The following is a 23,119-nucleotide window of genomic DNA, read 5'->3' as shown; positions in this document are numbered from 1 at the left end:
AGAAGCCGAAACTACAAATCTAAAATCATCTTTATGTTAGCGCGTTTATAGGGCGAATTGGTTTCAACAGGAATTTCTACAAACCCAAATTTTCTATAAATATAAATAGCATTTACCAATTTTGTGTTTGAGTAGAGCAGTAGTTGTTTGATGTTTTCTTTTCTGGCAAACTCAATACAATATTGCATTAATTTCTGTCCCATATTTTGACCGCGCAATTCTGGTGAAACAGCCATTTTAGTAAGTTCTAAAACCTTTTTATTAGGCGTTGGCATAAGAGCAACCGTTCCAACTATTTTATGCTTTATTCGAATAAAAAATATATGACCTCCTTTGTTAATAATATAGGTTTCCGGATTGCTTAAAACTTCTTCATCAAACGGTTCTACATAAAAATAGGTTTTAAGCCACTCCATATTCAACGCATAAAAATTTTTAGCGTATTGTTTTTCAAATGGGATGATTTCAAGTATTGGCATGTGCTCTAATAAAATCGGTTATTAAATACGTTAGGAGTTTACCTACTTGGGCTTCAGTTTCTGGCGTTGGAGCAGCTTCACACAGATGAAGATACATGGCGTGTTTACTTTGTGCTACAGCATTTAAAAACATTCGTGTTTTACTAACGCTGAATCCGCTAGGTGACATGGCGCTACTTGGCGTATTCTGAATAGCATCACAATCTAATTCAATTCCATACGGTTTTGAGTTAATGAATTGTAAGGCGCGATTTATTTCGGTTTTAAACTTTACTTCTTTTCGTATTTCCAGTGCTTCAAATGTGTTGAAATCTATGTGTGAATTATTTTCTAATTGCTTAAAAATAGCAGCAGACGTATAGTTCTCATGTAATCCGAAAATAAAATATTTTTTCAAAAAACCTTCAGAATAAGCATAACTAAAACCATTTCCGCTATGTCTGCCTTCTTCAGCTCTGAAATCTGAATGTGCATCAAAATTAATAACATTTATAGGCTTTTTCAAAGCGAGTGATGTTCCTTTTATATTTCCGTAAGCGTTGTTATGGCCACCACCAACAACAATGGGTGTTTTTCCAGATTTAACAATTGTGGAAATTAATTGGGCGACATGGATATCTATTTGCTTTACCAATTTACGAGATTTTTGAAGATCTTTTGGATTGGCCTGGTCCAGCTGTGATAGCATTTTCAGTTCTTCAGAGAAATCCAAATGGCCTAGAATTAAAACCTTATGTGCATGTGTAAACGCGTTACTTTGAATATTTAACAAAACTTTAAGGCAGGCATCCCAAGCCTTGGAAGTGCCCGATTTTCCTAGGTTAGCAAATACGCCAACATCTTCTGGAATACCAAAAATTATATACTGAACGTCCAAATTTTTAAGTTGCTCGTATATATCTGTAGGTTTGGGAATTATAGTAATATGCTCTCCAAATTTGGATTCATCTGGACGCTTATTAATTAGCGAATTGAGGTTTGACTCATTAAACAGTACCAGTTTATCCATAAATGATGTAAATTAGATATAAAGTATAAATGTACTTTATATTTGAAACTTTAAAAACAATTGCTTAAAAAAGCACAAAATTAGTAGTAACTTTAATTTTTTAAAAAACGAAATTATTTATGGAATCTAATAAAAACAGTACAGGATTAAAAGTGGCATTAGGAATTGCTTTAGTTTTATTTGTAGCTACAGGAATTTATACTTCCAAGCTTTACAATGAAAAAAAGGAAACCGAAACGCAATTATTGCAAGAGAAGGAAATGGTGATGAACGATTTGAGCAATATGGCCAAGCAATATGATATTGTTATTGGCGATAATACTATAGCCAATGAAAAGTTAGTTGAAGCCAAAGGACGTATTCAAGGTTTAATTGACTCGCTTAAGGTTTCTGAAACGAACGTACAGAGTTTATACCGCTACAAGTCTAAATACACAGCATTACAGAAAGAAATGAATGTGTTATTAACTGAAAATGACCGATTGAAAATTGAAAATGAGTTACTAGCCACCTCTTTAGATAGTACTAAAATCCGTTTGGAAGAACGTACTATGTTTACGGATTCCTTAATGGTTCAAAATACAGCATTAGCTGAAGTAGTTAGTAATGCAGCCGTTTTAGGAGCCGTTAGCTTAAAAGGTTATGGTGTTATTGAACGAAATTCAGGAAAATTAATTCCTACTGAAAGTGCAAGACGTGCTGATAAAATTCGTGTATGTTTTACCGTTCCAAAAAACACATTAGTACAAGGCGGTGATCAAGAATTATATATTCAGGTTATTGACCCAAAAAACAATACCATGGGAGCTAATGAGCAAATTGAGTTTGGTGAAAAGGTATTAAATTACAGTCTTGTTAGTAAATTTAATTATGAAAATTCTAGTTTAAATATTTGTGAATTTGTTTCACCAAATGGTGATAACAAGTTTGAAAAAGGTCGCTATATGGTTAATGTTTTTAATCAAAAAGATTTAGTTGCTACTTCAGAATTTATATTAGATTAAAATAAACTAGTAATAGTTTTCCATAGAGCTAATACTAGTAAAACCCGAAAGTTTAGGCTTTCGGGTTTTTTATATAATTATTTTGAAATACTTTGAATACAAGCTTCTCGGATATTCCAAATGGTTTTAAAATTATAAGTGATTGATTCTGAAACAATCCAGTCCTTTATATAATCTTGATGACGTTTCACTTTATAATCAACAATTTGATGTGATACAATTTCTTCTTCATAAAGTAATGAGGCTTCAAAAGAAATGTGATTGTTACTATTTCTTGTAACATCTACTATGTTATTATTTATTTTCAAATAGCAATGAGCTTCTGGAATATAAGGTAATTGGTAGTTTTCTAATACTGCTGAAACACCCTCTGTGTTTTCTTCACACATTTTATAAATACCCATAAAGAGTTTTACTTGAGGTATATTTTCTTGATTTGCTAGTGCTGCTAAAAAGGCATGTTTTGTAGAGCAGGTTCCTTTGTGTTCTTTTAGTATTAGCGTATATTCACTTCTATTGCTGTTCCTTCCATAGGGTAAATTTTGTACATAGGTAAGCGCGTCATTAAAATTAGAAACACCTATATGTAGGAGTTCTTGAGATAATTTAGATTGTTGTGTTAAATTGAAATTAAACAATTTGTCCATTTATCATGACCGCGTCAATATGATTATCACCAAAAGCATAGGGTAAAAAAGCATAGCTAGGAATGGCTTTTGTAATAATGATATTTGCTTTTTTTCCACGTGTTATACTGCCGTACATAGCGCTTATTCCCATAGCATAAGCACCATTTATTGTGGCTGCGTTTATGGCTTCCTCTGGTGTTAACTTCATTTTTATACATGCCGTACTAACCACAAAATTCATATTTCCACTAGGGGTGGAGCCTGGGTTATAATCTGAAGCTAATGCTAGTGGTAATCCAGCATCAATTAACTGGCGTCCTGGAGTGTAAGGGATGCTTAAGAAATAGGAGCAAGATGGAAGTGCGACTGGCATGGTATTACCTGTTTTCAGCATGGCAATATCGCTTTCGTTTAATTCTTCCAAATGATCTACAGAAAGGGCTTGGTTTTTTACAGCTACTTCAATACCACCAAAGGCATTGAATTGATTTACATGAATTTTAGGAATTAATCCATGTGATTTACCAGCTTTTAATATACGTTCTGTATCGTTTAAATCGAAATAACCTTTTTCGCAAAACACATCAATATAGGTTGCCAATTGCTCTTTGGCAACTTTTGGAATCATTTCATTTATAACTAAATCAACAAAACCATCTTTATTGTCTTTATAGTCTTTTGGCACTGCGTGTGCTGCTAAAAGTGTTGCTTTGACTTTTAGAGGAAAATCTTGTTTTAATCGCTTGATAACCCGAAGCATTTTTAATTCGGCTTCTACTGTTAGTCCATAGCCAGATTTAATTTCTATGGCGCCAGTTCCTAATTTAATAACGGCTTTTAATCGTTTAACAGATTGTTCAAATAAATCGTCTTCACTGGTTTGTTGTAATTTTTCAGCAGAATTTAAAATACCACCTCCACGATTGGCAATGTCTTCATAACTTAAACCGTTAATTCTATCAACAAATTCCTGTTCTCTATTTCCAGCATAAACAATATGTGTATGAGAGTCACACCACGTAGGTAAAACCACTTTTCCTGTGGCATCAATTACTGTATCTGCTTGAATATTTTTACAATCTTCCATATGGCCATAGCCTACAATGGTATCATCATCTATTAAAAGATAGGCGTTTTTAATGGTTGGTAGCTGCTTCATGTCTTTTCCAGAAACCTTTAAAATGTTTGTGTCTCTAACTTGAAGTAATTCTTGAATGTTTGTTATTAATGTCGTCACGATAGTAGTTTTTTCAAAGTTGCTTAAATTTTGGGTAATAAAAAAACGCTAGTAAAAATTATTACTAGCGTTTTAGATATTATAAATGGACGTTTTGTTATTGCTTTACAAATTTGAATGTTTTGTCTAAGTTTTCAACCTTCAATAGGTATACGCCATTTGCAAGTATGGAAACGTCTAAAGAATTATTCAAAACCGTTGTATTTAAAACCTCTTTACCTAAAATATTGTATGCTAGAATTTTGAAAGGCTCTTGATTTGTTGTTTTAAAATTTAAGGTATTAGAAGTTGGATTTGGATAGATACCAAATGTACTAACTTGAAATTCTGGAGTACTTAAGGTAAATAAATCATTATTAAAAATAAAAACGTCATCTTGTAAATAGCTAATACTTGCTATATCTAGATCACCATCATTATCAAAATCCTGAATTTCTAAATCAAAAGCTGCAGAACTATTATCATCAATAAGAATTTCACTTCCCAAGCCACCAGTGGCATTACTGGTAAACCATATAAAATCGTTATCTGTTGCACGACCATTAGCAACAACTAAATCATTGTAAGAGTCGTTATTAAAATCGGCAACACCTATGGCAGCGGATCTATTTATAGTGGTTGCAATGGTAGTTTCTGTAAATGTGGTGCCAGTTCCGCTTATATCATTTGAATACCAAGCAATGGCCGGGTTTGCACCTGGATTATTGTCTGATCTCACAATGTCAAGATTAGAATCATCATTGATGTCTGCAAATATAACTGAAAACAAAAATCCATTTCCGGTATCCACATTATTTGTATAAGCTGTAAAAGGTACGTTGCCCGAACCATCTAGACCATCTGGAATTAAACGATTGTCATATAATTTAACATCGCCATTTCCTGTGAATCCAACAACAACATCCAAATCGCCATCGTCATCAAAATCAGCAATATCCATTGTTCCAGGACCACTACCAGGCGTTACTGGAACTACATAACGAAGTGTTCCAAAGGTACCATCGCCATTTCCTAAGAAGTATACGACACTATGGCCATCATAAGAAGTGACTATAAGATCTAAATAGCCATTTACATCATTATCAATGTTAGCTGCTATAACCGTTCCTGCACCAGCAATACTGGATGAAATTGTCACAGCAGGTTGAAAGGTATCGTCACCATTATTTTCAAACCATACTAAATTACCACCAACATAACTTGCTGCTATAATATCGTTATCACCATCACCATTTATGTCGGCAATTGTTAATCCTTCAACATAAGATAAAGCGTTAGGACCTACAGCTGTTAAAATGATACCGGTTGCAAATGTTCCATCACCATTATTTTTATACCAGGTTACTTCACCCGTAACATCGGATCCTACAGCCAAATCTAAATAGGCATCTCCATCTAAATATCCAGAGGCTATGGTATATGGTTCTGCACTTGTACTCACATCAATTGTGCTTTTTACAAATGATATTTGTGCATTTACAGAAAAGCTCATAAAAAGCAATCCTGTAAATAGGAGTAAATTTTGTTTCATGTTTTTAAAATTTGTTATTAATAGCGTAATATATTGATTTTTATTTACTTATACTGCCTACCATATCTTCTGGTTTTACCCAAGCATCATAATCTTCCGCAGTTACATAGCCTAAATTAATAGCTTCTTCTTTTAAGGTTGTACCATTGTTATGAGCTGTATTTGCAATTTCTGCAGCTTTGTAATAGCCTATTTTGGTGTTTAAAGCGGTTACAAGCATTAATGAGTTATTTAATAATTTTTTAATAACATCGTGGTTAGGTTCAATGCCTTGTGCGCAATGCTCATCAAAACTCATACAAGCATCACCAAGTAATTGTGCCGATTGTAAAACATTGGCAGCCATCATTGGTTTGTAAACATTTAATTCATAATGACCTTGCATGCCGCCAATAGTAACAGCCACGTCGTTACCCATAACTTGAGCGCACACCATAGTTAATGCTTCACACTGTGTTGGATTTACTTTTCCTGGCATAATGGAACTTCCAGGTTCGTTTGCTGGAATCGTGATTTCACCAATCCCTGAACGTGGTCCTGAAGCCATCATTCGGATATCATTAGCAATTTTATTTAAAGAAACGGCTAATTGTTTTAAAGCGCCATGTGTTTCAACCAAAGCATCGTGAGCCGCTAAAGCTTCAAACTTATTAGGTGCTGTTACAAACGGTAAATCAGTAAAATCAGCAATGTATTTCGCTACTAATTCTGAATAACCTTCAGGTGTGTTTAAGCCTGTTCCTACGGCAGTTCCACCAAGGGCTAATTCCGATAAGTGAGGTAATGTATGCTCCAAAGCCTTTAAACCATGATCTAATTGGGATACGTAACCCGAAAATTCTTGACCTAAAGTTAAAGGTGTTGCATCCATTAAATGGGTACGTCCAATTTTTACTACATCATGAAAAGCTAATGATTTTTTATGAAGTGTATTTCGTAATTGAATAACACCATGAATCGTATGTTCCACAATTTTCTTATAAGCTGCAATATGCATGCCTGTAGGAAAGGTATCATTTGACGATTGCGATTTATTGACATCATCATTTGGTTGAATGGTTTTTTCACCTTCACCTATGGTTTTACCAGCAATTTGATGTGCTCTATTGGCAATAACCTCATTAACATTCATATTACTTTGTGTACCAGAACCGGTTTGCCAGATGACTAAGGGAAATTGGTCGTCGTGTTTGCCTTCTAAAATTTCTTCACAAACTTGCGCAATCAGATCGCGTTTTTCTTCAGCAAGCACACCCAATTCACAATTTGTATAGGCTGCTGCTTTTTTTAAGTAAGCAAAACCGTAAACAATTTCTAATGGCATAGATGCAGGTGCACCAATTTTAAAGTTGTTTCTGGAGCGTTCTGTTTGTGCGCCCCAAAGTTTTTCCGCAGGCACTTTAACTTCGCCCATGGTATCTTTTTCTATTCTAAAATTCATGATATATATAAGTTGAAATAAATTTAGTTGTTCTGCAAAATTACGATTTTATGACTAAATCCTGTAGCTGTTAAGGTGTTATTTGTTAGAAAATCTTCCCTTAAAGGTTACCAATAAATAAAAAATGTTACTTTTAATTATAACGATTCCATGATTTTATGAAAAATAACACAAATTCCAATGCTAAAATAAGTTTACGTGAAGCCATATCCATTGGAATAGGAGGTATGGTTGGAGGTGGTATTTTTGCGGTGTTAGGATTAGCCGTTTCATTAGCACAAGGTGGCACTCCCATTGCATTCCTTTTTGCTGGAATTATAGCGAGTTTGACAGCTTATAGTTATTCAAAATTATCATTAGCTTTTCCCGATAGAGGTGGCACTGTTAAATTTATAAATCAGGGTTTTGGAAAAACTGTTTTCAGTGGCGCCATTAATAATTTGTTGTGGGTGAGTTATATTATTATGCTTTCGCTTTATGCTTCTGCTTTTGGATTTTATGCGCCTAATTTATTTAATATTACCGGAAATCCTTCATGGGATTCGCATGTATACTTAAGTGGCATTATAATTATAGCGACCGTAATAAATTATTACAGTATTGCGGTGGTAAGTAAAATAGAATCTTATGCTGTAATAATAAAGCTACTTATATTACTAGGTTTTATAGTTGTTGGTCTGTATGGGTTGTTTGGCAATCCTAATGTTGAGCAACTTGCTGTTTCTAATTGGGAAAGTCCACTTTTATTATTAACGGGAGGGATGGTTATTTTTGTAGCTTATGAAGGTTTTGAACTTATTGCCAATGCGGCACCAGATATTATTAATCCAGAAATTAATATCCCTAAAGCTTATAATTATTCCGTTTGGTTTGTGGTTTTCCTGTATGTTATTATTGCAATAGTAACAGTAGGTTCTTTGCCATTTGAAACTATAGCAAAAGCAGAAGATTATGTGTTAGCGGAAGCAGCCAAACCCATGCTTGGTAAAGTAGGATTTACCATTATTACGGTAGCTGCTTTAATTTCAACTTTTTCGGCAATAAATGCATCTCTTTATGGTGGAAGTCGTGTGAGTTTTGAAGTTGCGGAAGATGATGAATTACCACATCACTTAACTAGTAAACTCTGGAATCAGCCTATTGGATTACTTATTACGGCTGTGTTAACCTTATTGATAGCAAATACTTTAAAGCTTGAAAGTATTTCTACTGCTGGAAGCGCAGGATTTTTATTGATTTTTGCCATTGTAAATTATGTGGCATTTAAATTATCTCGTGAAATACAAGGGAAAAAATTAATTCCCTTAATAGGGTTTCTAATGTGCGCCATAGCTTTTGTTACTTTAGTCATTCAGCAATATCAATCAAATTTGGTTGGAGTCGTAGTCATTTTAGCAATTATATTTAGTTGTTTTATCCTCGAATATTTCTACAAGAAACAGGAATCAAACAAAAATAATGCTTAGGGAATTTTTAAATTTTAATTTAAAAGGTGCTTCTTTGTTTAGTAATTAAAATAAAACAATTGATGATTAAAAATTTACTCGTAGTAGTTGTATTCCTAATTACTAACAATTTATTCTCTCAAACAGTGGATGTTGTAACCGGATTAGATCATCCCATTGGAATTGCCATAAGTGGGGAAGAGATATTTATTGCGGAACATTCAGGCGTAATATCTAAAGCTGATATATCTATTAGTAATCCTGTAAAGAAAGATATAGTTACTAATTTAACATATCCACGGGCTGTTTGCTTGGTTGGTGATGAACTGTATTTTGCAACCCAACATGTATGGAAAATAAATATCAATGATCCTAATCCTACAGAAACCCGTGTAATTTACTCCAATATACCGCGCGCATTAATAGCTACAGAAAATGAACTATTTATTTCAGGTGAAGATAGAATTTCTAAAATAGATTTAAATGCTACCAATCCATATGCTGTAATAGTTGTTCAGAATATTGAAGCGCGAATTTTGGCTTTCGCCTTAAAAGGAGATGAGTTATATTTTGGCTATGCCAATAAAGTTTCAAAAATTAATATTACAGACGCTAATCCGGTAATTGAAGATGTTATTTCCGATTTCGATTCTAATATTTACTCATTAGCCTTTTTTGAAGACACATTAATTGTAGGCTTGGGATTAAGTTATAAATTGATGACTGTAGATATGAATGAACCTGTTTTATTAGCTGAAGAATTCTTATCAAACTGAGTGGCCAGCCTTTAAACTTGTTAGTCCATAACAACGAACTTTTTATTGCTGGTGGTCAGGGAGATAGAATTTTTAAAGTGGAAAATCTAGGAACTTTGTTGAGTATTAAAGGTAATAAGTCTGTTATTCTTCCAAGAATATATCCAAATCCTACCACACAGTTTATCCGGTTATCAGGTTTGCAGGAAGAAAAGCAATTCGAACTACACACTATTAGTGGTGCTAAAGTGCTTAATGGAACTGTAAAGCCTAACAGCCAAATAAATATGAGTAGTTTAAGTGCAGGGCTTTATTATTTAAAATTAAAGGGACATTTATAAAATGAGACATTCTTAAAAGTTATTAAACAATAGGAAATAAAAGATGTTAATAAATCTTGAATTTACTGTTGTGTAAAAAAAGCATTTCACGTATATTTGCCATAGTTATCAACAAAAGAAATTTTTATTATGTTCGATTTTGACCAATATTTAGGGTTTTTAGCATTTTTAACCATTTTAACAATCGGTTTTTGGTTAATGATTTTTTTAATAACATTTGTCATTCCTTATTGGATTGGAGGTGCTTTAATTGAACGTATGAAAGAAATTCGCGAAGAGAAGAAAGCCAAAAGAGAAGCGTTGAGCTAATCTTAAATTAGAACACATTTATACAAGCGTCTAAAAGAAATTTTGGACGTTTTTTTTATGACCAGTTTTTATGGTTTTTCATCTAAACGGGGTATGGTTGGTACACAAATCAAATTAAAGACAAAAAAAAAGACTGCCTCTTCAGACAGTCTTTTAATTTATAGTGGGTTTTAAAATTAGCCTTCGTAATCAAAATCACCGCCACCATTGGATCCGCCACGGTCTTGACGTTTCTTCTGTTGGTTAAAGCGGTAAGTGAATGATACGTTGAAACTACGCTCACGCCATTGAAATTCTGATGTACTATAATACGTATCTGTTGATGTATTCATAGTACGTTTTCTACTATTAAGTAAATCACTTACATTGAAAGCAATAGATGCTTTTTCATTAAATAAATCTTTGCTAAATGCCATATTTGCAGAGAAAACACCTTCACGCTCGTTTTGTGCATCAGAAGAAGGTCCTCTATAATTTAAACTTGTTTGCCATTCTATCTGACCTGGTAATGTGTATTTATTGTTTAAACGTGCAAACCAACTTGTATTATCATTATCTAGAGATAAACCGTTAGGGGTGGTTCCAATAACTGATTGTTGGAAAATATTAAAGTTGGCATTTACATTCCACTTTTTCATTGGGTTATACGTTACGGTAAACTCAAAACCATATCTATTCTCTTCTGCTAGGTTAATTGGCGTACGTTCTATTACGGCTAATTCTTGACCATCAACAGTTTCTGTTCTTCCTGTATCAAAACTTACAAAGCTAAATGCATCTGTAGCGTGTTGGTAGTAAGCGGAGGTATTTAAAGATACTTTACCAAACTTCTTGTAATAGCCCACATCAAATAAACCAGAATAACTAGGTGCCAACTCCGGGTTTCCTCTAAAAATACTGGTAACACTAGAACGAGAAGGAAACGGATTTATAAACCATGATCTTGGACGTTGAATACGTCTGCTATATCCCATAGTTACATTTTCATTATCACTTAACTCATAGCTTAAATTTACCGTTGGAAATAGACCATTATAGTCTTTTTTACTAAAATCACCACTTGTAGGTTGGTCAATAGTAATACGTGTATTTTCTAAACGTAATCCCAATAAGAATGAAAATTTACTACCAATTTTACTACCAAACTGGGTATAAGCCGCATTCACATATTCACGATAGTTTAAAAAGTTGGTTAGGCCTGTTGCATTTTCAAATTCATTGGTGCTCGTATTTAAAAGCGCTACATTATAATCTGTGTCTTGGTCATTAAAGTTTCCGCGATATCCTGCTTCAAATTGACTTTTTTCACCGATTGGTAATACATAATCAGCTTGTAATAAAATACGACGTTGATCTTCAATAGTAGAAACACGTTCAGAATTTATACCTTCAACAAATACTTCAGAAAACTCATCTTCTGAATTATCTTCATATTGAAAATCTAATGTTAATTTGTGTCCACTGTTGTCAAAATCTTTCATAAAGTTTAATGCGTACTGCATAACTTTATCTTCCTCTTCTTCTGGATCAAAACGATTAGATTCGGAAACAAAAGCACCATTCACGTCATACTGTGTTAATCTATTTGTTGTATTACTTTCATTATCACCATTTCTGTAAGAAATAGATCCTGTTAAAGATGCCGAATCTGTAATATACCATTCCACACCAAAATTGGTGCTTATGCCTTTACGAATACGGTCATAATCATTGGTTTCATCTACAAAAGTATCTGGTAAATCGCTTATTAAATTACCCATACTATCATATTTTTTATTATAAAACTGTGTGTAGGTAGATGAGTTACCTGGAACTTTACGGTAGTCATAACTAGTCGTGTTAAAAATGTTAACATCTCCAGTTCTATAGTTAATATTTCCTGAAATTCCTGCTGATTCTGGGTGACCAACGTTTGCTGTAACCGCACCATTGAAACCTTGAAGTTTACTACGACGTAAAATAATATTTAAAATACCAGCAGTTCCTTCAGCGTCATATCTAGCAGAAGGCGAGGTAATAACTTCTACGCGTTCAATAGATTCGGCTGGTAATTGACGCAAAGCGTCTGTACTATTTAAACCTACCAAACCAGATGGTTTTCCGTTAATTAAAATCCTTACATTTTCATTACCACGTAAAGCTACATTTCCTTCCACATCCACAGATACCGAAGGAACATTGTCTAAAACGTCACTAACAGTACCACCTCTTACCGTTAAATCTTTACCTACATTGTATATTTTTTTATCTAGCTTAATTTCAACCGTTGTTGTTTCGGCTATAATCTCTACTTCGTCTAGTGCTTGCGCATTTTCAGCTAATCCAATTGTGCCTAAATTTTTATCTGAAGTAAGAACTTGGTTTGGAATTGTTAATTTGTCAAAGCCAATAAATTCTATGGTAACATCATAGGTTCCACTAGGAACAGGAATACTAAAAGCGCCTGATTCTGTTGTAATACCACCTGTTACAATTCGATTTTCAGCCTTATTAATAAAGGCAACAGTTGCGTATTCAAGTGGAAAATTAGTAGCTTTTTCAAATACTTTACCTGTTATGGTAACTTCTTTGTTGTTTTGAGCAGTCAGGTTGAACGCTGCTAAAACGATTAGGGAGAATGATAAAATTAGTTTATTCATGAATCTATTTTTGCGTATAAGACTGCAAAAATAGCCTTTGGTTTAAAGGGTTTTGGTTAAAAATTTGTTAAATAAAAAAGCTTCAATTTTAACAATCAAAGCCTTTATTTTTAAATGATTTCGAAGATATTTTCTGGTGGTCTGCCAATTACAGCTTGCTTTCCATTTACAACAATCGGGCGCTCAATTAGTTTCGGGTTTTTAACCATGGCTGAAACAATTTCGGCATCCGACAAATCGTTACCTTTATACTGTTCTTTCCAAATGGCCTCGTTTTTTCTAACCAAATCTATAGGTTTTATACCTAATAAGGATATAACATTTTTGAGTTCAGCTTCCGAAGGCACATCATCTAAATATTTTTTCACCTCAAACGGTTTCCCTGAATTTTCTAAAATTTCCAATCCACTTCTGCTTTTGCTACAGCGATTATTGTGATAAATTGTTATCATAATTTATTTTTATAGTTTATAGTTGATCCGTTTCTTCTGTTTTTTGCCCCATCATCATTAAATAGGCTTTTAAAAATGGTTCAATATCACCATCCATAACGGCATCTACATTTCCAGTTTCATGAGCGGTTCTTACATCTTTAACTAATTTATAAGGATGCATCACATAATTACGAATTTGACTTCCCCATTCAATTTTCATTTTATCGGCCTCAATATCATCACGTTGCGCGAGCTGTTTTTGCAATTCAATTTCATATAATTGCGATTTCAACATTTGCATAGCGCGTGAACGGTTATCATGTTGCGATCGTGTTTCACTACAAGAAATCTGAATACCTGACGGTTTGTGGGTTAGCTGAACTTTCGTTTCAACTTTATTTACATTTTGACCTCCAGCACCACTAGAGCGTGCTGTAGTAATTTCAATATCTGCTGGGTTAATATCTATTTCAATCGTATCATCAACTAAAGGGTACACATAAACCGAAGCAAAACTAGTATGGCGCTTGGCATTACTATCAAAAGGAGAAATCCGTACCAAACGATGCACCCCATTTTCACCTTTCAGCCATCCAAAGGCAAAATCGCCTTCTAGTTCCAAGGTTACGGTTTTAATTCCGGCCACATCACCTTCTTGGAGGTTTAACTCCTTAACTTTAAAGCCACTTTTTTCGGCATACATTAAATACATACGCATCAGCATGCTTGCCCAATCACAACTCTCCGTACCACCGGCTCCAGCCGTAATTTGTAATACAGCGCTTAAACTATCACCTTCTTCCGAAAGCATGTTTTTAAACTCTAAATCTTCAATAAGGGTTTCGGTTTTTTCAAAACGACTTTCTAAATCTTCGGCCGTGGCTTCGCCTTCTTTATAGAACTCATAAATAACTTCTAAATCTTCGTGAAGTGAGACACCTTCTTCATATCCAGAAACCCATTTCTTTTTATTTCTTAAGGATTGCATAATGGCTTCGGCAGCCTTGGAGTCATTCCAAAAATTAGGATCGAAGGTTTGTTCCTCTTCGTTTTGAATTTCAATTAGTTTGGCATCTACGTCAAAGATAGTGCCTTAATTTCTCAAGGCGGTTTTTTAGATCTTTAATTTGATCTGAAGTAATCATAGCTTTTAAATTTTAACAAAAATATAATTAAAAGCGCCAACAGAAAACTTAAAATGGATTAATTTTAAGCCGAATTTAATAGTTGTTTTTATGAAAATTGATTTACGAAGCGATACAGTTACCAAACCAACAAAAGGGATGTTGGACGCTATGTTATCCGCTCAAGTTGGAGATGATGTCTATAAAGAAGATGAAACGGTAAATGCACTAGAGGAGCGGTTAGCCAAACTATTTGGAAAGCCTAAAGCCTTATTTTTTCCTACAGGAACTATGGCGAACCAAACCGCCATAAAACTGCATACCAATCCTGGCGACCAGGTGATTTGCGATAAAGATGCCCATATTTATCATTATGAAGGTGGAGGGGTGTCCTTTAATAGTGGTGTTTCTTGTAAATTATTAGAAGGCAATCATGGTATGTTTACCGCAGCGCAAGTTTTAGATGCCATTAATCCGCCCGATTTTTATCACAGTCCTTTAACCAAACTCGTTGAAGTTGAAAACACAGCAAATAGAGGTGGAGGTTCTTGTTGGGATTTTGAAGAATTGAAAAAAATTCGAACTGTTTGTCACACCAATGATTTAGGTTTTCATTTAGATGGCGCTCGTTTGTGGAATGCATTGGTAGCTAAAAATGAAACCGCTCAAGATTATGGTCAGGTATTCGATACCATTTCAGTTTGTTTAAGTAAAGGATTGGGTTGCCCAATTGGTTCCGTTTTAATTGGCGATGAAGCAATCATGCAAAACGCCATTAGAATCCGAAAAATTCTTGGAGGTGGTATGCGACAAGTTGGTTATTTGGCCGCTGCCGGCTTATTTGCTTTAGATAATCATGTGGAGCGTTTAGCTGACGATCATCAAAAAGCTAAAGAAATGGGCGTTGTTTTACAGTCCTTACCATTTATAAAGAAAGTCGTTCCTGTTGAAACTAATATTGTTATTTTTGAATTAGCGGAACGTGAAAAAGAAGCCAAGTTTCTAAACTATTTTTCAGAAAAAGGAATTCGATTAAGTGGTATGGGAAGTGGAAAGTTACGTATAGTTACCCATTTAGATTACACCGATTCCATGCATGACTACTTTATGACGGTTTTAAGCGGTGCAACGGTATAAAGTATTTTATTGTCATTTAGAAATAGGCAAGATTAAAGGAAGCGCTAATCCACCCTTTATTTAAACATATCCATTCCAGGAATGTTTGGCATGCCATCTTTAGCAACCGCAGCGATTTCAGTTTCATGAACTTGACTAGCGCGCTCAATGGCTTTATTTAAGGTTAGAACCAAATAATCTTCAAGCGCTTCCTTGTCTTCTAAAAGCGCTTCGTCAATACTAATATCTTTAATGGTTCTATTGGCCGTAATCGTGATTTTCAATTTATTATCTGCGCTCGTTTCATCAATAAGCACGGAATTTAAACGCATTTTTGTTTCTTCAACTTTCTTTTGGGTTTCTTTAATTTTACCCATCATTCCCATAAGATCTCCAAACATAATAATATCAATTTTTATTAGATACAAAGCTATTTAATTTTTCTATTTTTGCCAGCTGATTAAACCCTCTTTTTTTGAAAAAAATATCCAACCCTCCAATAGCTAAAAAAATAGCAAAATCTCTAATTATACATGGAGATGAACGTATAGATAACTATTTCTGGCTTAACGATCGGGAGAATTCAGAAGTTATAGACTATTTGAACGCCGAAAATGCTTACACCGAAGCCGTAATGAAGCCTACGGAAAATTTTCAAAAATCACTTTTTGAGGAAATGAAAGCGCGTATCAAGGAAGATGATGAGTCTGTGCCATACTTCTATAACGGGTATTGGTATATAACACGTTTTGAAACAGGAAAGGATTACCCTATTTATACGCGGAAAAAAGAGTCGTTAGAAGCTGAAGAGTACATTATGTTTGATTGTAATGTACTGGCTAAAAAGCATAAATACTTTAAATTAGGTGGTATTTCTATTAGTCCAGATAATACCATGGCTGCTTTTTCGGTAGATACGGTAAGCAGACGTCAATACACCATTCAAATAAAAAATTTAGAAACTGGGAAATTGCACCCAAATAAAATTAAAAACACCACAGGTGGTTGTACCTGGGCAAGTGATAATAAAACAGTTTTTTATTCGGTAAAAGACCCCGTGACTTTGCGTGCTTATAAAATATTTAAGCATAATATACATGAGAAAGCATCAGAAGATATAGAGGTTTATCATGAAAAAGATGAAACTTTTAATGCCTTTGTTTATAAAACGAAGTCAAGAAAATATATTGTTGTTGGTTCATCGAGTACCTTAACGTCTGAATATCGCATATTACCAGCTGATAATCCGGATGGTGAATTTAAGATGTTTCAGGAACGTGAACGCGGATTGGAATATGCTATAGCGCATTATAATGATGCCTTTTATATTATTACGAATAATGATAAAGCCATTAATTTCAAACTTCAAAGAACTCCAGAAACACATACAGATAAAACGCATTGGGTAGATGTTATTCCGCACAGGCCAGATGTTCTTTTAGAAGATATAGAAATATTTCGCGACTATTATGTGTTAAATGAACGCATTCAAGGTCTTAATAAATTACGTGTTATTGGTTGGAATGGTACCGAAGATTATTATTTACCCTTTAACAGTGAAACATACACAGCCTATTTAGGTAATAATCCGGAGTTTAATTCTGATGTTTTAAGGTATGGTTATAATGCCATGACGACTCCAAGTTCTGTAATGGAATTTGATTTTAAAACGAAAACAAACACCGTTTTAAAAGAGCAAGACGTTTTAGGCGATTTTAATAAAGATGATTATACCTCTGAACGCATTTGGGCAACAGCCAGAGATGGAGAAAAAATTCCGATGTCTGTCGTTCATAAAAAAGGGGTGAAAAAGGATGGGAAAAATCCGCTATTATTATATGCCTATGGTTCGTATGGTGCTACAATAGATCCGTATTTTTCTACTATTCGTTTAAGTTTACTAGATCGTGGTTTTATTTATGTCATTGCTCATATTCGAGGCGGTGAATATTTAGGTCGTGATTGGTATGAAAACGGTAAATTATTAAGGAAAGAAAATACGTTTTCCGATTTTATAGATTGTTCCAAGTATCTCATTGATCAAAATTATACGACAACAAAACAGTTGTATGCTAATGGCGGTTCAGCAGGTGGTTTACTCATGGGAGCTATCATCAATATGAATCCTGAATTATACAATGGCGTGGTTGCAGCTGTTCCTTTTGTAGATGTGGTAACAACGATGTTGGATGATTCTATTCCACTAACAACAGGTGAGTATGATGAATGGGGAAATCCTAATGAAGAAACCTATTATCATTATATGAAATCTTATTCACCTTATGACAACGTAAAAGCACAGAACTATCCAAATCTTTTGGTTACAACAGGAATTCACGATTCTCAAGTTCAATATTGGGAACCCGCCAAATGGGTTGCCAAATTACGCGATTTAAAAACCGATTCAAACATATTATTGTTACAAGTTGATATGCATACGGGTCATGGCGGTGCTTCTGGACGATTTGAGAGTTTAAAAGAAGTGGCATTGGAGTACGCGTTTTTACTGGATTTAGAGGGAATTAACCAATAGTTAAAAAAAAAGTTGTATTTTTGCGAGGTTTTAAGCTGCATTTTACCAAAAAATGGAGTTACTCAAATAGCAAATATGGGACACAAAAATCAAGTTTACAATAGCGTGTTAGATCTTATTGGTAGCACGCCTTTAATAAAATTGAATACAATTACAGCACCTTTTAATGGTAACTATTTTGCAAAGGTAGAAGCCTTTAATCCAGGACACTCTTCCAAAGATAGAATTGCACTATACATCATTGAACAAGCGGAAAAGCAAGGTATTTTAAAACCTGGCGACACTATAATAGAAACAACCTCTGGAAACACTGGTTTTAGTTTAGCTATGGTGAGTATCATAAAGGGATATAAATGTATTTTGGCGGTGAGTTCAAAGTCGTCTCCAGATAAGATTGATATGCTAAAAACCATGGGAGCCAAAGTATACGTTTGTCCAGCACATGTAGCTGCAGACGATCCGAGATCCTATTACGAAGTTGCCAAACGTTTACATGAAGAAACAGCAGGTTCTATTTATATCAACCAATATTTTAACGAATTAAATATAGACGCCCATTACCATTCTACGGGCCCAGAAATTTGGAGTCAAACCGAAGGTAAAATCACGCATTTAGTGGCGTGTAGTGGTACCGGAGGAACTATTTCTGGAATTGCTAAATACTTAAAAGAGCAAAATCCGGATATTAAAATTTTAGGCGTAGATGCCTATGGTTCTGTGTTGAAGAAATATCATGAAACACGGGAATTTGACGAGAAAGAAATCTATCCATACCGTATAGAAGGTTTAGGAAAAAACTTAATTCCAACAGCTACTGAATTTGATGCAATTGATGAATTTGTAAAAGTAACCGATGAAGAAAGTGCACTTACAGCTCGTGAAATTGCTAAAACCGAAGGTTTATTCGTAGGGTATACTTCTGGCGCAGCTATGCAAGCCATCAAACAATTAAATGAAGAAAATACATTTGGTGAAAATGATGTCATTGTTGTTGTTTTTCCAGATCACGGTTCACGTTATATGAGTAAAATATATAGCGATACATGGATGAAGGAACAAGGCTTTTTAGATACTGCCAAAGTAAAAGATAAAGAAGGCATCGAATTTATTTAAGGATGTCCGCATATATAACACATGATAGTTAGCTCTAAACATTTTTAGTTAACTATCATGTGTTGTTAATAATAGAACGTAAAATTATTATGTTGTGAAATTTTAAATATCTAATTTTGCATCATCTAACTAGATTAATAGCTTTATGAGAGATTTATTTGATAAAATATACAGAGATAAAGGGCCTCTAGGAAAATGGGCTTCCCATGCCGAAGGTTATTTCGTATTCCCAAAATTAGAAGGTGAAATTTCTAATCGTATGAAATTCCGAGGAAAAGAAGTGGTAACATGGAGTATAAACGATTATTTAGGTTTAGCTAACCACCCGGAAGTTCGTAAAGTAGATGCTGAAGCTGGTGCAGCTTATGGTTCTGCATATCCAATGGGTGCACGTATGATGTCCGGTCACACGGAACTTCATGAAACACTACAAAATGAATTAGCAGCTTTTGTTGATAAAGAAGCGGCTTACTTATTAAATTTTGGGTACCAAGGAATGGTATCAACTATTGATGCTTTGGTATCTAAAGATGATATAATTGTTTATGATGTGGATGCTCACGCCTGTATTATTGACGGTGTGCGCTTGCATATGGGTAAACGTTTTACATACAAGCACAATGACGTTGAAAGTTTAGAGAAAAACTTGGAGCGTGCTACTAAAATGGCAGAACAAACTGGCGGTGGAATTTTAGTGATTTCAGAAGGTGTTTTTGGTATGCGTGGTGAGCAAGGTCGTTTGAAGGAAATCGTAGAATTAAAGAAAAAATATAATTTCAGATTCTTTGTGGATGATGCACACGGATTCGGTACACTTGGTGCTACTGGAGCTGGAGCAGGTGAGGAGCAGGGCGTTCAGGATGGTATAGATGTTTATTTTGCAACCTTTGCAAAATCTATGGCAAGTACTGGTGCTTTTATTGCGGCTGATAAAGAAATTATAGATTACTTAAAATACAACTTACGTTCGCAAATGTTTGCGAAATCATTGCAAATGCAGTTAGTAGTTGGTGCTTTAAAACGTTTGGACATGTTACGTACCATGCCAGAATTAAAGCAAAACCTTTGGAAAATTGTTGATGCGCTACAATCTGGATTAAAAGAACGTGGTTTTGATATTGGAACAACCCAAAGTTGTGTAACACCAGTTTACCTAAAAGGAAGTATTCCTGAAGCTATGGCATTAGTAAAAGACTTGCGTGAAAACTATGGTATTTTCTGTTCTATCGTTGTATATCCAGTGATTCCTAAAGGATTAATTTTACTACGAATGATTCCAACTGCAACACATACGTTGGAAGATGTAAGAGTTACGTTGGATGCTTTTGATGCGATTAGAACCCGTTTAGAAAACGGAACCTATAAGCGTTTATCTGCTGCAGTTACTGCTGCTATGGAAAAGTAATTCAATAAATATAACATAACCAAAAAGGCCGATTTTAATTTAAAACCGGCCTTTTTTTATAATGCTTTCCTAAAAGTCTTACGTCGTTTAATAATCTTGGTGTCAAAATCTTTCCATATTTGATGTGATGCATGATTATCCGCTAATTCCGGTAGTCGGATACAAGTTTCAACGCCAAATTTTGTAAACGATTTATGAAATTCATTAAAAATAATAGCCGTTACACCTTTATTTTGATACTGCTCATCCACACCAATTAAATAGAACAAAGCTGTTTTACTGGATTTTTTCGCTTTTAATAGTTTCAAAAATCCAAATGGAAATAATTTACCTTTTGCTTCTTGTAAAGCTTCCGAAAATGATGGTAAAACGATGGCGAAGGCTACCATTTTATCATGTTCATCAAATACAAATTTTATATATTCGGGATTGATAAAGTTGATAAATTTCTTTTTAAAATAATCGCGCTGTGGATTAGAAATTGGAACAAATGATGATAGTTTAGAATAGGATTGATTAAACAAATCAAACATACTATCTAGGTGTGGTATTATTTCATTGGTTTTCGTGTAACTGCCAGCTTTTAATTTAAAACGCTTTAAAATGATGTCGTTTGCTCTAACAAAACGTTCTATTGGTAAATTTTTAAAAGCGAATTTACTTTCTATGTATTCTTTTTCCCTTTCAAAACCCAATTGATTAAAATGATCAATATAATAGGGATGGTTATACCAAGTTGCCATAGTTCCAATATGATCAAAACCTTCGGTTAAGGCACCATTTTTATCTAAATTAGAAAAACCAACAGGTCCTTCCATATAATCAAGATTATGCTGTTTGCCTATTTCGGCCACTTTATCTAATAAGACCTTGGATACTTCAATATCATCAATAATATCAAACCAACCGAAACGCATTTTTTTAACTTTCTGTTCGTTGACTTCTGTCCAATTCACAATAGTGGCTATACGACCAACAATTTCATTATTTTTATAAGCTAAAAAAAAGCGCGCATCTGCATGAAGAAAGGCTGGGTTTTTATCGGCACTTAATGTACCAACTTCATCAGATATAATGGGAGGCACCCAATATTTTGAATCTTTGTATAATGAAAATGGAAATGTTACGAAACGTTTTAACTCTTTTTTGTTTTTTACCTCGTGTAATTGTATCATATGGCTTTCAGCATCTAATTTAAACCTTCATCAAAATCAGTATCTTCTTTTTCGCGTTTGTTTTTATTTTTACCTCGCGCTTTATTCTCTCGACGCTCCAACTCTTCATCGGCTGATGTACCGTCTTTTCCTTCTTTGTCTTTATGAAAATCTAATCGGTAGGATGCGCCAATAGTAACGCCAAATACAGTAGGCGTGTCTTTTGTATTAAAAGTTAAAGCGGTATCAAGTTGGAAATTTTTACTCCATAAATAAGCTCCACCAAAACGAATTAAATTATCTGCATAAAAATCACTGCTTATACCTTGCGTTTCACCAAATAGAACCCATTGGTCTGTTATAGATTTGGTTAGGGTTAAAATAAATGAGAAATCAGACTGATCTGTTCCTATTCTATCTAAAATAAAATTGGTAACAAATACCCATCCGCTTGAAAAGTTGTTTTGCGTTCCCACCATAACTTTTGGACTAAAGCCTTCTACACCTGCAGCAGTAAACGGATTGTCTTTAGCATCAAAATTGGCACCTGCATAAACGGCAACCGCTGGAATTAATTGCTTCCATTTGAATTTATTATTAGCCTTCCAACTTCTTAAATTTGGTTTCTCTTCACCGGCATTTTTATATGGATCGTATACCAAATATTTAGCACCAACCGTTAGTGTTTTAAAATTGCTAAGGGTTTCGTCGTTAGTAACAATACCTGAATAACTTCTGTTAGTAGATTGAAAGGTCCCTTCCACATTAACTTCTAACTGTGGGAATAAAAAGCCATAGCGAACGGCAAAATCAGCACCAAAGCTTTTGTCTTCTCGGTTTAAAAGGTTGTGGTTTTCATTTAAAATATAAGGGCCAACTTCAAACTGAACCACATTAGTTCCTACGGAAAATGCACTTCTTGAAACACCAGGTCTGTTGGAATTTATAACTTCGGTATATTGCGCGTACGAATAACCTGTTGTAAACGAAACAAGTAGAAATAAATAGGCTTTAATTGATTTCATAAGTTTTTGTTTGATTTCAAATATAGATATTTTATATTTTTTTTAAGTATTTAAGAGGTAATTTAAATAGTAAGAATTGTATTTTTGTAAAAATTTAGTGATATGCTTCAACACGCATCATTTATGGGCTTAATTAAAACAATTTTAATCATATTATTAGTTTGGTACGGGATGAAAATTTTATCGCGTTTGTTTGCACCTGCATTAATGCGCTATGTAGCTAAAAAAGCGGAAGCAAAATTCGGACAACAATTTAATCAGAGACAACCGCAAGAACCTACTAAAAAGGAAGGTGAAACGGTTATTGATAAAGTTCCTCAATCAAATACTTCAAATAAAAACGTTGGCGAATATGTAGATTACGAAGAAATTGATTAATTTTCGCCTTCATTGATT

Annotated in this window: 22 protein-coding genes; 10 read left to right on the top strand and 12 right to left on the bottom strand. The window is 34.2% G+C overall.

Annotated features, from left to right (window positions below):
• Window positions 1-11: 11 nt before the first annotated feature.
• Together ACN0QX_RS04125 and ACN0QX_RS04120 are read right to left on the bottom strand one after the other, a co-directional pair.
• Entirely contained in the window at window positions 12-479 is a 468-nt protein-coding gene (locus ACN0QX_RS04125) for a GNAT family N-acetyltransferase (RefSeq protein WP_417195648.1), read from the bottom strand.
• Window positions 466-1,488, bottom strand: coding sequence for a formimidoylglutamase (locus ACN0QX_RS04120; RefSeq protein WP_417195647.1), 1,023 nt, complete (start codon window positions 1,486-1,488; stop codon window positions 466-468). The genes ACN0QX_RS04125 and ACN0QX_RS04120 overlap by 14 nt, the downstream gene beginning before the upstream one ends.
• 119 nt (window positions 1,489-1,607) lie before the next feature.
• Here ACN0QX_RS04120 and ACN0QX_RS04115 point away from each other — a divergent pair, with 119 nt between their 5' ends.
• Window positions 1,608-2,492, top strand: coding sequence for a chromosome partitioning protein ParA (locus ACN0QX_RS04115; RefSeq protein ID WP_248399915.1), 885 nt, complete (start codon window positions 1,608-1,610; stop codon window positions 2,490-2,492).
• A gap of 77 nt (window positions 2,493-2,569) precedes the next feature.
• Here ACN0QX_RS04115 and ACN0QX_RS04110 read toward each other — a convergent pair whose 3' ends face one another.
• The 4 genes from ACN0QX_RS04110 to fumC all read right to left on the bottom strand — a co-directional run bounded on the left by ACN0QX_RS04110 (window position 2,570) and on the right by fumC (window position 7,330).
• Entirely contained in the window at window positions 2,570-3,139 is a 570-nt protein-coding gene (locus ACN0QX_RS04110; RefSeq protein WP_417195646.1) for a hypothetical protein, read from the bottom strand.
• Window positions 3,123-4,358, bottom strand: coding sequence for an imidazolonepropionase (gene hutI / locus ACN0QX_RS04105; RefSeq protein ID WP_417195645.1), 1,236 nt, complete (start codon window positions 4,356-4,358; stop codon window positions 3,123-3,125). The genes ACN0QX_RS04110 and hutI overlap by 17 nt, the downstream gene beginning before the upstream one ends.
• A 97-nt stretch (window positions 4,359-4,455) precedes the next feature.
• Window positions 4,456-5,889: a T9SS type A sorting domain-containing protein gene (locus ACN0QX_RS04100; RefSeq protein ID WP_417195644.1), complete on the bottom strand. Its 1,434-nt coding sequence runs from the start codon at window positions 5,887-5,889 to the stop codon at window positions 4,456-4,458.
• A gap of 40 nt (window positions 5,890-5,929) precedes the next feature.
• Window positions 5,930-7,330, bottom strand: coding sequence for a class II fumarate hydratase (fumC, locus tag ACN0QX_RS04095; RefSeq protein ID WP_248399899.1), 1,401 nt, complete (start codon window positions 7,328-7,330; stop codon window positions 5,930-5,932).
• A gap of 158 nt (window positions 7,331-7,488) precedes the next feature.
• Here fumC and ACN0QX_RS04090 point away from each other — a divergent pair, with 158 nt between their 5' ends.
• The 4 genes from ACN0QX_RS04090 to ACN0QX_RS04075 all read left to right on the top strand — a co-directional run bounded on the left by ACN0QX_RS04090 (window position 7,489) and on the right by ACN0QX_RS04075 (window position 10,180).
• A complete protein-coding gene (locus tag ACN0QX_RS04090; RefSeq protein ID WP_417195643.1) occupies window positions 7,489-8,796 on the top strand; it encodes an APC family permease in 1,308 nt (435 codons plus the stop codon).
• Between the two features lie 62 nt (window positions 8,797-8,858).
• Window positions 8,859-9,551: a hypothetical protein gene (locus ACN0QX_RS04085; protein ID WP_417195642.1), complete on the top strand. Its 693-nt coding sequence runs from the start codon at window positions 8,859-8,861 to the stop codon at window positions 9,549-9,551.
• A 17-nt stretch (window positions 9,552-9,568) separates the two neighbouring features.
• Window positions 9,569-9,871, top strand: a complete 303-nt coding sequence (locus ACN0QX_RS04080; RefSeq protein ID WP_417195641.1) for a T9SS type A sorting domain-containing protein — start codon at window positions 9,569-9,571, stop codon at window positions 9,869-9,871.
• Between the two features lie 129 nt (window positions 9,872-10,000).
• A complete protein-coding gene (locus ACN0QX_RS04075; RefSeq protein ID WP_066256759.1) occupies window positions 10,001-10,180 on the top strand; it encodes a hypothetical protein in 180 nt (59 codons plus the stop codon).
• Window positions 10,181-10,356: 176 nt separating this feature from the next.
• Here the strand turns inward: ACN0QX_RS04075 and ACN0QX_RS04070 are convergent, their stop codons facing one another.
• The 3 genes from ACN0QX_RS04070 to prfB form a co-directional block, all read right to left on the bottom strand.
• The gene (locus tag ACN0QX_RS04070) at window positions 10,357-12,819 is read right to left on the bottom strand and encodes a TonB-dependent receptor domain-containing protein (protein ID WP_417195640.1); all 2,463 of its coding nucleotides are present in this window, start codon (window positions 12,817-12,819) and stop codon (window positions 10,357-10,359) included.
• A gap of 110 nt (window positions 12,820-12,929) precedes the next feature.
• A complete protein-coding gene (arsC, locus tag ACN0QX_RS04065) occupies window positions 12,930-13,271 on the bottom strand; it encodes an arsenate reductase (glutaredoxin) (RefSeq protein WP_248399891.1) in 342 nt (113 codons plus the stop codon).
• A gap of 16 nt (window positions 13,272-13,287) precedes the next feature.
• Window positions 13,288-14,398 (bottom strand): peptide chain release factor 2 gene (prfB, locus tag ACN0QX_RS04060; protein ID WP_417195639.1). Its coding sequence is split into 2 segments (ribosomal slippage): window positions 13,288-14,334 and window positions 14,336-14,398, totalling 1,110 coding nucleotides; the frame shifts between segments, so codons are not numbered across the junction.
• Window positions 14,399-14,488: 90 nt separating this feature from the next.
• On the opposite strand from prfB, the gene ACN0QX_RS04055 reads away from it, so the two are divergent.
• Complete coding sequence (locus ACN0QX_RS04055; RefSeq protein ID WP_417195638.1) at window positions 14,489-15,514, top strand: threonine aldolase family protein; 1,026 nt, start codon at window positions 14,489-14,491, stop codon at window positions 15,512-15,514.
• A gap of 56 nt (window positions 15,515-15,570) precedes the next feature.
• Here ACN0QX_RS04055 and ACN0QX_RS04050 read toward each other — a convergent pair whose 3' ends face one another.
• A complete protein-coding gene (locus ACN0QX_RS04050) occupies window positions 15,571-15,894 on the bottom strand; it encodes a YbaB/EbfC family nucleoid-associated protein (RefSeq protein ID WP_248399885.1) in 324 nt (107 codons plus the stop codon).
• Between the two features lie 74 nt (window positions 15,895-15,968).
• Here ACN0QX_RS04050 and ACN0QX_RS04045 point away from each other — a divergent pair, with 74 nt between their 5' ends.
• From ACN0QX_RS04045 to ACN0QX_RS04035, 3 genes are all read left to right on the top strand, one after another.
• Window positions 15,969-18,026, top strand: a complete 2,058-nt coding sequence (locus tag ACN0QX_RS04045; RefSeq protein ID WP_417195637.1) for a S9 family peptidase — start codon at window positions 15,969-15,971, stop codon at window positions 18,024-18,026.
• A 75-nt stretch (window positions 18,027-18,101) separates the two neighbouring features.
• Window positions 18,102-19,139 (top strand): PLP-dependent cysteine synthase family protein, encoded by a 1,038-nt coding sequence (locus ACN0QX_RS04040; RefSeq protein ID WP_417195636.1) that lies wholly within the window; start codon window positions 18,102-18,104, stop codon window positions 19,137-19,139.
• Window positions 19,140-19,284: 145 nt separating this feature from the next.
• Complete coding sequence (locus ACN0QX_RS04035; protein ID WP_248399879.1) at window positions 19,285-20,544, top strand: aminotransferase class I/II-fold pyridoxal phosphate-dependent enzyme; 1,260 nt, start codon at window positions 19,285-19,287, stop codon at window positions 20,542-20,544.
• A gap of 56 nt (window positions 20,545-20,600) precedes the next feature.
• Here ACN0QX_RS04035 and ACN0QX_RS04030 read toward each other — a convergent pair whose 3' ends face one another.
• Entirely contained in the window at window positions 20,601-21,719 is a 1,119-nt protein-coding gene (locus tag ACN0QX_RS04030) for a GTP cyclohydrolase (RefSeq protein WP_417195635.1), read from the bottom strand.
• A gap of 14 nt (window positions 21,720-21,733) precedes the next feature.
• Window positions 21,734-22,723: a transporter gene (locus ACN0QX_RS04025; RefSeq protein WP_417195634.1), complete on the bottom strand. Its 990-nt coding sequence runs from the start codon at window positions 22,721-22,723 to the stop codon at window positions 21,734-21,736.
• 102 nt (window positions 22,724-22,825) lie between these two features.
• Between ACN0QX_RS04025 and ACN0QX_RS04020 the strand changes: the two genes are divergently transcribed.
• Window positions 22,826-23,101 carry a DUF4834 family protein gene (locus ACN0QX_RS04020; RefSeq protein ID WP_248399865.1) on the top strand — a complete coding sequence of 92 codons (276 nt, stop codon included), beginning with the start codon at window positions 22,826-22,828 and terminating at the stop codon, window positions 23,099-23,101.
• Window positions 23,102-23,119: the final 18 nt, after the last annotated feature.

Source organism: Bizionia sp. (assembly GCF_048259285.1).
Taxonomy (GTDB): Bacteria; Bacteroidota; Bacteroidia; order Flavobacteriales; family Flavobacteriaceae; genus Algorimicrobium; species Algorimicrobium hallyeonense.
This window is presented reverse-complemented; position numbering and strand designations above follow the sequence as displayed.

Bases quoted from the DNA above. Each gene is read 5' to 3' on its own strand.
- ACN0QX_RS04125 (WP_417195648.1), bottom strand. From the start codon at position 479: ATGCCAATACTTGAAATCATCCCATTTGAAAAACAATACGCTAAAAAT.
- ACN0QX_RS04120 (WP_417195647.1), bottom strand. From the start codon at position 1,488: ATGGATAAACTGGTACTGTTTAATGAGTCAAACCTCAATTCGCTAATT.
- ACN0QX_RS04115 (WP_248399915.1), top strand. From the start codon at position 1,608: ATGGAATCTAATAAAAACAGTACAGGATTAAAAGTGGCATTAGGAATT.
- ACN0QX_RS04110 (WP_417195646.1), bottom strand. From the start codon at position 3,139: ATGGACAAATTGTTTAATTTCAATTTAACACAACAATCTAAATTATCT.
- ACN0QX_RS04100 (WP_417195644.1), bottom strand. From the start codon at position 5,889: ATGAAACAAAATTTACTCCTATTTACAGGATTGCTTTTTATGAGCTTT.
- fumC (WP_248399899.1), bottom strand. From the start codon at position 7,330: ATGAATTTTAGAATAGAAAAAGATACCATGGGCGAAGTTAAAGTGCCT.
- ACN0QX_RS04090 (WP_417195643.1), top strand. From the start codon at position 7,489: ATGAAAAATAACACAAATTCCAATGCTAAAATAAGTTTACGTGAAGCC.
- ACN0QX_RS04085 (WP_417195642.1), top strand. From the start codon at position 8,859: ATGATTAAAAATTTACTCGTAGTAGTTGTATTCCTAATTACTAACAAT.
- ACN0QX_RS04075 (WP_066256759.1), top strand. From the start codon at position 10,001: ATGTTCGATTTTGACCAATATTTAGGGTTTTTAGCATTTTTAACCATT.
- ACN0QX_RS04070 (WP_417195640.1), bottom strand. From the start codon at position 12,819: ATGAATAAACTAATTTTATCATTCTCCCTAATCGTTTTAGCAGCGTTC.
- arsC (WP_248399891.1), bottom strand. From the start codon at position 13,271: ATGATAACAATTTATCACAATAATCGCTGTAGCAAAAGCAGAAGTGGA.
- ACN0QX_RS04055 (WP_417195638.1), top strand. From the start codon at position 14,489: ATGAAAATTGATTTACGAAGCGATACAGTTACCAAACCAACAAAAGGG.
- ACN0QX_RS04050 (WP_248399885.1), bottom strand. From the start codon at position 15,894: ATGTTTGGAGATCTTATGGGAATGATGGGTAAAATTAAAGAAACCCAA.
- ACN0QX_RS04040 (WP_417195636.1), top strand. From the start codon at position 18,102: ATGGGACACAAAAATCAAGTTTACAATAGCGTGTTAGATCTTATTGGT.
- ACN0QX_RS04035 (WP_248399879.1), top strand. From the start codon at position 19,285: ATGAGAGATTTATTTGATAAAATATACAGAGATAAAGGGCCTCTAGGA.
- ACN0QX_RS04030 (WP_417195635.1), bottom strand. From the start codon at position 21,719: ATGATACAATTACACGAGGTAAAAAACAAAAAAGAGTTAAAACGTTTC.
- ACN0QX_RS04025 (WP_417195634.1), bottom strand. From the start codon at position 22,723: ATGAAATCAATTAAAGCCTATTTATTTCTACTTGTTTCGTTTACAACA.
- ACN0QX_RS04020 (WP_248399865.1), top strand. From the start codon at position 22,826: ATGCTTCAACACGCATCATTTATGGGCTTAATTAAAACAATTTTAATC.